The organism is Rheinheimera texasensis (assembly GCF_964031785.1).
Lineage (GTDB): Bacteria > Pseudomonadota > Gammaproteobacteria > Enterobacterales > Alteromonadaceae > Pararheinheimera > Pararheinheimera texasensis_A.
Genome location: NZ_CAXIRE010000021.1, coordinates 664750 through 676202, shown reverse-complemented (window position 1 = coordinate 676202; position 11453 = coordinate 664750). Strand labels below are relative to the sequence as shown.

General features: G+C 51.8%; 12 protein-coding genes. 10 read left to right on the top strand and 2 right to left on the bottom strand.

Going from position 1 to position 11453, the window contains the following annotated elements; genetic code table 11:
• The first annotated feature begins 9 nt into the window (after window positions 1–9).
• The 3 genes from ABNT34_RS14590 (at window position 10) to ABNT34_RS14580 (ending at window position 1933) form a co-directional block, all read left to right on the top strand.
• Complete coding sequence (locus ABNT34_RS14590; RefSeq protein ID WP_348732870.1) at window positions 10–393, top strand: VOC family protein; 384 nt, start codon at window positions 10–12, stop codon at window positions 391–393.
• Window positions 394–490: 97 nt separating this feature from the next.
• The gene (locus ABNT34_RS14585) at window positions 491–937 is read left to right on the top strand and encodes a hypothetical protein (RefSeq protein ID WP_348732869.1); all 447 of its coding nucleotides are present in this window, start codon (window positions 491–493) and stop codon (window positions 935–937) included.
• A 147-nt stretch (window positions 938–1084) separates the two neighbouring features.
• Window positions 1085–1933 (top strand): transporter substrate-binding domain-containing protein, encoded by an 849-nt coding sequence (locus ABNT34_RS14580; RefSeq protein WP_348732867.1) that lies wholly within the window; start codon window positions 1085–1087, stop codon window positions 1931–1933.
• Here ABNT34_RS14580 and mutH read toward each other — a convergent pair.
• A complete protein-coding gene (gene mutH / locus ABNT34_RS14575) occupies window positions 1930–2595 on the bottom strand; it encodes a DNA mismatch repair endonuclease MutH (RefSeq protein ID WP_348732865.1) in 666 nt (221 codons plus the stop codon). The genes ABNT34_RS14580 and mutH overlap by 4 nt on opposite strands.
• A gap of 376 nt (window positions 2596–2971) precedes the next feature.
• Here mutH and rppH point away from each other — a divergent pair, with 376 nt between their 5' ends.
• The 7 genes from rppH (at window position 2972) to ABNT34_RS14540 (ending at window position 9664) form a co-directional block, all read left to right on the top strand.
• Entirely contained in the window at window positions 2972–3472 is a 501-nt protein-coding gene (rppH, locus tag ABNT34_RS14570; RefSeq protein WP_348732863.1) for an RNA pyrophosphohydrolase, read from the top strand.
• Window positions 3473–3519: 47 nt separating this feature from the next.
• Complete coding sequence (gene ptsP / locus ABNT34_RS14565) at window positions 3520–5784, top strand: phosphoenolpyruvate--protein phosphotransferase (protein ID WP_348732861.1); 2265 nt, start codon at window positions 3520–3522, stop codon at window positions 5782–5784.
• Window positions 5785–5878: 94 nt separating this feature from the next.
• Window positions 5879–6679, top strand: a complete 801-nt coding sequence (gene lgt / locus ABNT34_RS14560; RefSeq protein ID WP_348732859.1) for a prolipoprotein diacylglyceryl transferase — start codon at window positions 5879–5881, stop codon at window positions 6677–6679.
• The gene (locus tag ABNT34_RS14555; protein WP_348732857.1) at window positions 6676–7509 is read left to right on the top strand and encodes a thymidylate synthase; all 834 of its coding nucleotides are present in this window, start codon (window positions 6676–6678) and stop codon (window positions 7507–7509) included. Before lgt ends, ABNT34_RS14555 begins: the two co-directional genes overlap by 4 nt.
• A gap of 167 nt (window positions 7510–7676) precedes the next feature.
• Window positions 7677–8189: an RNA polymerase sigma factor gene (locus tag ABNT34_RS14550; RefSeq protein ID WP_348732855.1), complete on the top strand. Its 513-nt coding sequence runs from the start codon at window positions 7677–7679 to the stop codon at window positions 8187–8189.
• Window positions 8179–8694 (top strand): hypothetical protein, encoded by a 516-nt coding sequence (locus ABNT34_RS14545; RefSeq protein ID WP_348732853.1) that lies wholly within the window; start codon window positions 8179–8181, stop codon window positions 8692–8694. Before ABNT34_RS14550 ends, ABNT34_RS14545 begins: the two co-directional genes overlap by 11 nt.
• 10 nt (window positions 8695–8704) lie before the next feature.
• Window positions 8705–9664, top strand: coding sequence for a DUF4097 family beta strand repeat-containing protein (locus ABNT34_RS14540; RefSeq protein WP_348732851.1), 960 nt, complete (start codon window positions 8705–8707; stop codon window positions 9662–9664).
• Window positions 9665–9771: 107 nt separating this feature from the next.
• On the opposite strand, the gene ABNT34_RS14535 is transcribed toward ABNT34_RS14540, so the two are convergent.
• Window positions 9772–11235: an outer membrane protein transport protein gene (locus ABNT34_RS14535; protein ID WP_348732849.1), complete on the bottom strand. Its 1464-nt coding sequence runs from the start codon at window positions 11233–11235 to the stop codon at window positions 9772–9774.
• Between the last annotated feature and the right edge of the window lie 218 nt (window positions 11236–11453).

Genomic DNA, 11453 nt, shown 5'->3' with positions numbered 1-11453 from the left:
ACAACAACAATGACGACTTCACCTGTAAGCGGGCTGCGCCAGATTGCCTACGTCGTGGCTGACGTACCGGGCGCTGTGGCGTTTTTTCAGCAACTGGGTTTACCTTTGTTATTTCAACCGGCGCCGCAACTGGCATTTATGGCGCTGGGGGAAGTCCGGTTGATGCTGACTCAGCCACAAGGCGCCGGAATTTGTGGCCAAAATTCAGTGTTGTATTTGCAGTGCCAGCAAATTGAACAACAATACCAGCGCTTGCTGGATGCAGGTGTCAGTGGGGAGCGACCACCGCAGTGTGTAGCACCTATGCCGGATCATGATTTATGGCTGGCGTTTTTCCGCGACCCGGAAGGGAATTTGTTAGCATTGCTGGAAGAAAAACTGACGAAAATTTGATATTTTCCAGCAACCTGAAGTTCTGATTGCCAAGCCGCAGTCCGACTGAGTACACTCGGGATCGAATAACAAAAATAATATAGATCTGAGGCTTAGCTTGAGAAACTTATACTCCGGTTTTTTACTGGGATTGCTGCTGATTTGCTCCAGCTTGTTTTATGGGCTGGCTTTAACCAATTCAGACCGCAAATTTCAGCAGGACAGTTCAGTGCTCGATGGCACCTGGCGTTTGGTTGCAGTACACCAGTTTGATGGCTCTGGCAAAGCAGTGCCGGTATCAGCGCCAGCGCAGGCGCTCGAAACGCTGAAAATTGTCGCCAACCGGCATTTTAGCCGGATTAACACCACCTCCGACGGCCGCATTGTTAGCACCAGCGCCGGGCTGATTGAGCTGACTTCTGACTTGTATCACGAATACAACGGTTTTAAACCCGATCAGGCACATCGGTTGGCTTATCAGTGGCGTCTGGCTGATGGACGGCTGACACAACGTCGCACTGAACAAGGCCGGGTGACAGAAGAAATCTGGCAACTTGTTGATTAAATGAATAACGCTTCTGGTTTAATTCATACGACGCTGCGCTAAATACGCAGCTCTGTAAAATATTTTGTGCAGAAGCTTTGTCCCGCCGCCAAGAACGCTGAAATGCACTAAGCTTGCTCAGAACAGAGCAAGTCGACGGGGCAACTTATGAAATCCATCAGTTTTCTGTGCTTAATTCCACTTTTGCTGTTTATTTCCTCCTGTGGTCCAAAGACGCCCGCGCCAGTCAGTTCGGCGCAACCTGAAGCAACACCTGCAGTGGCCTCCACAGTCGCAGAACCTGCTAAACCAACAGTCACATGTCAGCTGAAACTCGGCTTTGAAGCCTGGGAACCGTATCAATACACTTCACTCGACAACAAACCCGCCGGACTTGATATCGAACTGGTTCAGGCTATTGCCGGCCAAATGGGCTGTGAGATTGCGGCGCAACAGGGCACCTGGATGGATTTAATCGCAGCGCTGAAGAGTGGCGGTGTCGATTTGTTGCTTGGTGCCTCTGTCACGCCGGCGCGGCAGGAATATGCTTACTTCTCAGACCCTTATCGTCAGGAGCAGTTTGTATTGTTTGTTCGCTCCGAGGATGTGGCCGGTTATCCGCAAAATACCCTGGCGGATTTTATTGGCAGCGGTAAAAAAGTCGGCATCATCAGTGAATATTATTACGGTGCTGAATTTGCAGAGCTGTTTAAACAGGACGCGCTGAAGCAACAGTTTGTTGAAGCCTCGCTTGGCGAGTTAAATCTGGCTCGACTGCTGGACGAGGACATTGACGGTATGCTGGAAGACAGCTTCGTTGGTCATGCCATGCTGCGCCGTAAAGGGTTGGACAAACAAATCGGCGCGCATTCTATTTCAATGGGCAACACCGATGTGTTTGTCATGTTCAGCAAAGCGACAGTGAAGCCGGAACAAGTCAGCTCCTTTAATCAGGCATTGGCGGCAATTAAAGCCGACGGCAGATATAACGCCATAGTACAGCGTTATATTCACTAGCTGTTTTGCTGCAGGATTTGGCTGGTAAAGCTGGTTTTGAGGTAAAAGCCGCGCGGCAGAGCCTGTACAGGCTCGCCGTCGGCGCCGATGGCACGGGTCAGCGCCTGACTGTTGGCGCCTTTAGGACGCAGCTGCAGCACTTTGCCATGGCTGCCTTTGATTTGTGCTAAACCACCAAGCGCCAGCAAATCCATCAGTTCTTCCCAGTCCTGACGTAGCAGTTGTCGCTGTTCGGCGCTTGGCTGCCACAAAAAGGCCCGGCCTATCATGCGGTCGGCCAGTGGAATACCACGTTCTGCCAACACTGGCACCCAAAGCACATGTTGCAGTTTGCGACAGACCCAGGAATCCTCCCAGCGCTGCAGGGCTGCACCGGTCATCGGCGCGACACACACATAGGTACTTTCCAGCGGTTTACCGGTTCTGTCGACGGGGATAGTTTTTAATTCGACGCCGAGATGGGGAAAGTCAGGTTCGGCCTTAGAACCCGCGCTGGCGCCTAACGCCAGTTCTAACAACTGCCCGACTGTGCCTTTATCTTTTTGCAAATCTGCAGGCAGTTGTTGATTCAGTTCTGTGGCCAGTTCGGCCAGTGTGAAGCCGGCCAGTTGTTGGGCACGATGCAACAATTCGGCGCTGGAGTCAGGAGAAGCAGGTCGCATAATACAGTCCATCTATCACTCTGAGTACACTAACATTTTTAGTCTGAACTTTCTGGCGAATTAATCAGCAACCCAACTTATACACAGTGCGGGAGTTGGTTTTTGGCTGAAAAAAGTGTTCTAAATGCATGAAATTAAATAAGTATTTCCATTGTTGTTGTTTCATTTATTTTGTCAGTTCAGAGTTATTCAGGGATAAGAACATGGATATGCACAGTTATATGCACAGTCCCTGTGTAAAAGTGCACAGGCAGATACTGTATAAATGCTAAGTTGTGGATAACTTGGGGGTGACTCCGGATAAATTCAGTTTGCTGTCCCTGCGACTTTGTGAAAGAATCAATCCAACGCTGTTGTAAACAAGCCAGAGGTTTGTGTGATCGATGCCGAAGGCTTTCGTGCCAACGTCGGTATAGTGATTTGTAATCACCAGGGACAGGTGTTTTGGGCTCGCAGATACGGACAGCATTCGTGGCAGTATCCGCAAGGTGGCATTGATGATGGCGAAACGCCTGAACAAGCCATGTATCGGGAACTCAACGAAGAAGTCGGACTCAGCGCTGCAGATGTAGAAATAGTCGCAACGACCAAACACTGGTTGCGCTATAAACTGCCAAAGCGGCTGATCCGGCGTGATTCGAATCCGGTGTGTATCGGCCAAAAGCAAAAATGGTTTTTGCTGCGGCTGACTTGCCGGGATGAAGACGTTAATCTGCTGAAAACTACGCATCCTGAATTTGATGACTGGCGTTGGGTCAGTTATTGGTACCCGGTGCGGCAAGTAGTGGCTTTTAAGCGGGAAGTGTACCGCAAGGTCATGAAAGAATTTGCCCCAATCGCTTTACCTTTTGTTCGACGGGAAATTAAAAAGAAATAAATGAATGCCGGCCGCTGGCTGGCATTTGTTTTGATGTGAGGTCGGAAATGCTCAGCCAGTTGCGGCGCATCGTGCAGGACGTAGCTCAGGAGCCATCGCTGGAAAGCGCTTTGGCCGGATTAGTCCGCAACGTCAAACAGGCGTTACGCACAGAATGCTGTTCCGTTTACCTTGCTGATTACGAACAACAACATTTTATGCTGATGGCCACCGACGGTCTGAACCCGCAAGCCATTGGCAAAGTCTCGATTGGCTTCTCCGAAGGTCTGATTGGCTGGGTCGGTCAGCGCGAAGAACCGATTAATCTGGCGCAAGCCCATCTGCATCCCCGTTTTAAAGTCACCCCTGAAGTTTCCGAAGATTGTTTTTCGGCCTTTTTAGGCTGCCCGATCATTCATCATCGCAAAGTGTTGGGGGTATTGACCATCCAACAATCAGACTCGCGCATTTTTAACGAAGACGAAGAATCCTTTTTAGTGACCCTGGGCGTGCAGCTGGCGTCTGTGCTGGTGAATGCCGAAATGCGCAAAATGTCGTCTGGCGGCACTGCGTCGGCACAGCAAAACAGTCAGATGCAGGGCCTGATTGGTGCGCCCGGCATTGCGATTGGTGAAGCTTATGTGTTGCAGCCTGCCAGTGATTTTGACGCGATTTCCTTAAAGCATACTGACGACCCGGAAAAAGAGCTCAACCGTTTTTATCGCGCCGTCAAAGTCACCAAAGCCGAATTTAACCGGCTGGCAGAGCGGATGAGCGGGCATTTACCGGCTGACGCGCTGGCGATTTTTGATGTTTATCATCAGCTGCTGGATGCGGCCAGTCTTGGTAATGAAATCGAAGCGCAGATTAAACAAGGCTGGTGTGCCAAAAGTGCGCTGAAGCTGGTGGTTGAGCGATTCGCCCGCCAGTTTGATGATATGGACGACCCATATCTGCGTGAGCGGGGCACAGACATCCGTGACTTAGGCCAGCGGGTGCTGAACCATCTGTTGGAAACTGAGCAGCGCCAGCATCGGCTGCCAGAGCATGTGGTGTTAGTTGCGGAAAATGTGTCGGCTTCAATGCTGGCGGAGATCCCGCGCGCTCAGCTGGTGGCGATTGTCTCCCTTAAAGGCTCTGTGAACTCCCACGCGGCTATTATGGCCCGGGCGCTTGGTATTCCGGCGGTGATGGGTGTTGATGAATTGCCGCTGATGCAGTGGCAGGGTCAACGGCTGATTGTCGATGGTTATCAGGGCCATATTCTGGTGTCGCCGGCTGATGCTATTTGTCAGGAATACCGCACGCTGATCAGTAAAGACGCCGAGCTTAGTGCGCGTTATCAGGCGGAATTACATTTGCCGGCCAAAAGCAGCTGCGGCCAGGATTTCAGCCTGATGGTGAACTCGGGCCTCGCGATTGAGCTGGAGACGACGCAGTCTGAGTTCACTAACGGTGTCGGTTTATACCGTACTGAATTCCCATTTATTATGCGCAGTCGTTTTCCGACTGAACTCGAGCAGGTCGAGCTGTACCGTAAAGTGCTGCAGGGCTATCCAGGTAAACCTGTGGTGATGCGGACGTTGGACGTCGGTGGTGATAAACCGCTGCCTTATTTCCCGATTTCGGAAGAAAATCCGTTTTTAGGCTGGCGCGGCATTCGTCTGACGCTGGACCATCCGGAAATTTTTCTGGTGCAAATCCGCGCCATGCTCAAGGCCAATATTGGTTATAACAATCTGCATATTTTACTGCCGATGATTTCAGATCTGGCCGAAGTCGATGAGTCTTTACGCTTGATCCGTCAGGCCTGGTTTGAAGTGGACGATGAGTTTAATGGCGAAAATATTGTCGCTAAACCTAAAGTCGGTGTGATGATTGAAGTGCCGTCAATTATGTTTCAGCTGCCGGAGCTGGCACGTAAAGTCGATTTTTGTTCGGTTGGGACCAACGATTTAACCCAGTATCTGCTGGCGGTTGACCGCAATAACCCTCGGGTCGGCAATTTGTATGATGCGATGCATCCGGCCGTGTTGCGCGCGCTGAATCAGCTCGGGCAACAGGCGCAGGGATTACAATTTCCGATCAGTATCTGCGGTGAGCTCGGCGGGGAGCCGTTGGGCGTCTTGACGCTGGCAGCGATGGGCTTTAACAGCTTTAGTATGAACCACAGTAATCTGGCCAAAATCAAATGGTTATTGCGCCGGATTGATATGGCCGAACTCAGGTTGTTATTACCGGACGTGCTGGCCTGCCAGTCGCCTAAACAGGTGCGGGTGCTGGTGCAACGTTTCCTCGATCAGAAACAACTGCTGAACCAGTTGCGTGCCTGAGTCTGATTGTGTCCCACCGCAAAATTGCTTGGATTTCACGCCGCATCTCGTATGATGTGGCCCTTTATGTTTATTGATAGTCACGAGTTGTCTGATGTCACAATCTTATCTGGTATTTCCGCAAATTGACCCGGTGATTTTTAGTTTGGGGCCGCTCAGCATCCGCTGGTACGGCCTGATGTATCTGATTGCGTTTGTGATGGCGAATCTGCTCGCCAACCGCGCCGCTGATAAACCCAGTTCCGGCTGGACCCGTGAGCAGGTCAGCGACCTGATGTTTTTTGGTTTTTTAGGCGTGGTACTAGGTGGCCGCATTGGCTACGTGTTGTTTTACAATTTCTCCGGTTTTATCGCCGATCCGCTGTATCTGTTCCGGACCTGGGAAGGCGGCATGTCGTTCCACGGCGGCGTGCTGGGGGTGCTGACGGCGATGTGGTGGTTAAGCCGCAAATTTAACAAAAGCTACCTGCAGTTGGGCGATTTTGTCGTGCTGTTACTGCCGTTAGGTTTAGGCGCTGGCCGCATTGGTAACTTTATCAATGGTGAACTGTGGGGCCGGACTTCGGATGTACCATGGGCCATGTTGTTCCCTGGCGCCGGGCCTTTACCGCGCCATCCCAGCCAGTTATACGAATTCTTTTTTGAAGGCATAGTGCTGTTTTTCCTGCTGCTTTGGTACAAAAAACGCAATCCGCCGGCCGGCAACGTCGGTGGTTTGTTCCTGTTAGGTTATGGCGTGTTCCGCTTTGGCATTGAGTTTTTCCGCGAACCGGATGCGCATCTGGGCATTCTGAGCCTGGGCATGTCGATGGGACAATGGCTCTGTATGCCGATGATCCTGACGGGTATTGCGCTGATTGTCTGGGGCTACCGCCGGGAAGGAGCAAAAGCATGAAACAATATCTGGATTTAATGCGCCATGTGCTGGAGCAGGGCCACCGTAAAACGGACCGCACCGGCACTGGTACCGTCAGCGTGTTTGGTTATCAGATGCGCTTTAATCTGGCGGACGGCTTTCCGCTGGTCACGACCAAGAAATGCCACCTCAAATCGATCATTCACGAATTACTGTGGTTTTTAAAGGGTGAGACCAATATTGCTTACTTAAAGGCCAATGGCGTGTCGATTTGGGACGGCTGGGCGACGGATGATGGCGAACTTGGGCCCGTCTATGGTGCGCAGTGGCGTAGCTGGCAAGGGGCGGATGGCCAGGTCGTTGACCAAATCAGCCAGCTCATCAACGACATTAAACGCACCCCGGACTCACGCCGCTTGATTGTCAGTGCCTGGAACCCGGCGGTACTGCCGGACACCAGCTTCTCGCCGCGCGAAAACGCCGCGCAGGGCAAGCAGGCATTGCCGCCGTGCCACACGTTGTTTCAGTTTTACGTTAATGATGGCAAATTGTCCTGTCAGCTATATCAGCGCAGCGCTGACATTTTCCTCGGTGTGCCATTTAATATCGCCAGCTATGCCTTATTAACGCTGATGGTGGCGCAGGTCTGTGATTTGGCGCCCGGTGATTTTGTCCATACCTTTGGTGATGCGCATCTGTATCTGAATCACCTGGAGCAGGTGGAGCTGCAGCTCAGCCGCACGCCGTATCCGCTGCCGCAGATGAAGCTTAATCCAGCGGTGAAAGATATTTTTGCCTTCCGCTTTGAGGATTTTGAACTGCAGAATTATCAGGCGCATCCGCATATTAAAGCGCCGGTGGCGATTTAGTTGCGCCACTGCAACATAGAAAATTAAAGCCGGTATCTCACCGGCTTTTTTCTGTCTGCGGTTGCGACCAAAAAGTTTTTATCCAAATTCAACTTTGGCTTTAAACCAATCCGGTACAGCAAGCGACTACACTGACAACAGAACTTAATCACGGAAATTGCATCAGGATGCAGCAACAGCTGGAAACCTGGGTTCAACAGGCAAAAAAAGGTGATCAACAAGCTTTTTATCAGTTGTATCATCAATTTAAAGGGCGGGTTTATGCAATTTGCCTGCGGCTGCTGGCCGACCGTGGTCAGGCTGAGGATGCGACACAAGAAGCTTTTGTCCGCGCCTGGCAACAACTGCCCGGTTTTCGTGGTGACAGCAGCTTTTCGACCTGGTTACATAGCATCAGCAGCCGAACAGCGGTTGATATCTGGCGTAAAAACAAAGTGATGCGGTTAGTGGTAGACGAAGAGCCGGAAGAGCAGGGTTATTTCGACGCCCCTGAAATGCCGCAGTTAGAACAGGCAATATTGCGTTTGCCCGCGCAGGCCCGGGCGGTTTTTGTGCTGTTTGCACTGGAAGGGTATCAACATAACGAAATCGCCGATTTGCTGGGAATTGCCGAAGGCAGCAGCAAAGCGCAGTATCACCGGGCGAGACAATTACTACGGAGTTGGGTTGATGAAAACTGAGCAGCAATTAGATGCGATGATTTCGCAGTTAGCACCCGATTTGGAGCCGCAACGCGATTTGTGGCCTGAGTTATCAGCAAGGCTGGAGCCGCGTCAGCGTCGTGGTTATGGTGCCTGGCTTGGTGTTGCCGCAGCAGCGGTACTGACGTTGTGGTTCTGGCCGCAGCAGCTACCGCAGGAGCCGCAACTCGCAACGAGTGAACCGCACGCAGCGGCAAAAGCATCGCAGGTTGGGACCGATGTATCTCTGCTGGCGGTTAGCGAGCAACTGAGCCGTCAGCTGGGTGAAGAGCAAACCCGGCAGCTCAAAGCGTTACAACAAATCCCGGATGGGTTCAGCGATTGGTCGCAACAAATCGCCATCTGGAATAAAGCACAGTCACAAATTGAGCTGGCGCTCGCGTTTCAGCCAGACAACCAAAAACTGATTCAGCAATTACAAAGACTTCAGCAACAACAACTTAATTACATTGCCAAACTGGTTGAGACCAGCGAACTGACTTAGGAGTAAGACCATGACCAAGCCATTTAAACTGACAGTCCTGATGCTGGCATTGCTGCAGGCGCCAGCCTGGGCAGCCGGTGAAGCTATCGATCAAAGCCGTAACGTGTCGGCATCTGAGAAAATCGAAATCGAAAACATGCGCGGTGAAGTGCGGATTGTCGCTGTAAAAGCGAATAAATTCAGTGTCAAAGGTACGCTGGACGACAAAGCCGAAGGCTATGAGCTGACTTCTGAAAACGGTGTGACCCGCTTTGCGGTAAAAATGCCGCGGAATAATTACGGTGGCTGGAGTTCGGAAAAACAAGAAGGCTCAGACCTGACCATCGAAGTTCCGGTCGGCAGCGAACTGAAATTCAGCGGTGTGAATGCGAATGTGTCGGCCAGCGGCATTGAAGGTGGGGCGCGGCTGACTACGGTCAACGGCAAAGTCGATGCCGAAAAACTCAAAGGCGATATTGCACTGGAAACCGTCAATGGTGAGATCAGCAGCCGGGATAATTCGGGCCGCATTCATATCACCACAGTCAATGGCCAAATCAGCGACAAAGGCTCAGCCGGTACGCTGGAGCTGGAATCTGTCAACGGCGAAATCAGCAGTCAAAGCAGTGCCAAAGAAGTCGAACTGGCGGTGGTTAACGGCGAAGGCCAACTGGATTTAACCGGCACTGAACGTCTGGAGTTCAGCAGCGTCAACGGCGAGATCCGTGCTGCACTTAAGGGCAGCAAAAAGCCACGTATCGCTGCCAGTAGTGTCAGCGGTGCCAGCCGGCTGGCGCTGGATGCTGATGTCAGCGCCCGCTTTGATTTAGAAGCCAGCGCCGGTGGAGATATTGATAATGGCTTGACTGCAGACAAAGCCACCCGCGCTAAATACGGTCCACGCCGTCACTTGGAATTCCGTACCGGTAGTGGTGAGGGCAATGTGGAAATTTCGACCGTGTCCGGTGAAATTGAGCTGAAAAAACACTGATTAAAGGGCAACGTTGCGTGTCGTGCTAACAAGCCACGGCATCGCGGATAAAAAGCGACCCACTGCATAGTGGGTCTTTTGTTTTAGTGGTGACCGCTCTTAGCCGGTCAGAACCGGTAGTTCAGCTGCGCGCCCAGTAACCAGGCATCATTGCGATAATGTGCGCTCAGGCCAGATTTATACAAAGCGACTTCCTGCACATTGTATTCGCGCTCGCGAACATTCAGTGCGTCCATCCACATCCAGCCGGCGGCGAGGTCCAGGTTCCAGTGGGCGCTCAGTTGCTGGTTCATGCCCAAAGTCCACCAGATACGGTCGTTGGTTGGCACCCGCGCTGTGCGATGCGATTGTTCAATCGGGTTTTCGTCATAAGCGAGGCCGGTTTTGAACATCCGGTCGCTTTGTTGCTGCCAGCTCAAACCAACAGCCACTGAAACGCTGTCGCGCCAATGTTCCGGAATAAAGCCAATATAACCGGTGCTGTTGAGATTTTGTGGCTGTTGTGTCGACAGGGAAATGCTCGGCGTGTCGGCGGTGCTGATGATGTCAATAGAGCGGAAGTCACTCCACATGGTCCAGCTCAGGCTGGCTTGCCAGGACCAGGTTGTATTGAGCTGATGATCCAGACTGAGTGCCAGGCTCGCCGGCGTGGTCAGTGCTAATTGACTGGCTTCAGTGGTGCGTGGATTCGTCGCCAGCTTGCCAGTTTGTTTGCTAATCGCCGGCAGCGTTGGGCTCACCACAATAAAATTGCTGTTGCCGGCCACTTGTGCACCGGTGATAGGGGTGTTGGTGATTTCAGAATCACCCTGCAGGTTAAACTTCACTGCACTGTGATACGCCACAGCGACACGCAGTGATGGCGTCAGCTGACCGTGCAAGCCGAGGCTATAGCCAACAGCTAAATCATCGCCGGTGACAGAATAGTGGCTTTGACACAGCAGCGGGTTATAGACATCGGCTTTGTACAGCTGATTGATGCCAGTGCCCAGTTCACACAGGCCGCTGTGGTCTTTAAATTTGGAGAGTGTGCCTTCGGCGTGGTTCAGGTTGATACCAACACCCGCCGACCATTGTTCGGTCAGCTGGTAAGCCGCCACTGTTGTGACGGCCAGTACTTCAATCGCGGTTTCGTCAGCAAAATAACGGCCGGCCCAATCATCCTGATAATCCGAAGACAAGCCAAATGGCACATAAAAACCAGTGCCGACACTGAACTTGTCATTGAGCGCCGTGCTGTAAAACACAAAAGGTACGGCTTCGTTCAAACTATTTTTACCGTCCGCACGACCAACCACAGGTGCGCCGTTGGCACTTTGTGCGCTGACCTGGTTGTAACGGGTTTCGGCGTGGATCAGATTCAGACCGCCCGCCAGTTGTGAGCCGTCTAATTGGGTAATGGCGGCAGGGTTGGAATGCACTAAAGTCGCGTCGGTGATCTGAGCACCACGACCAGCATAAGCGTTGCCCATGGCGCTGACGGATTGTTCGAATAGTTTGTAACCTTCAGCCTGCGCAAGCTGACTGTAACAAACTGCGGAGATGATTAAAGCAATGCAGGTTTTTTTCATCAGGACATCAAACTCTATGAATGAAACATGTTTCTGGACAGACCAGTTTTAAGGCCGCGCAGTATAAGGCCATCTGTGGCCGGGAGATAGCAGGGGACGTCGCAAAAAAATGTGATTAGTCGCAAAGCCTGTTTGACTCAAATAGCTAATTAATAGCGAAATTTACTAAAACGCAGAAACATCTTGTTGCAACTGAGTACTGGTTATTGTCTATATCA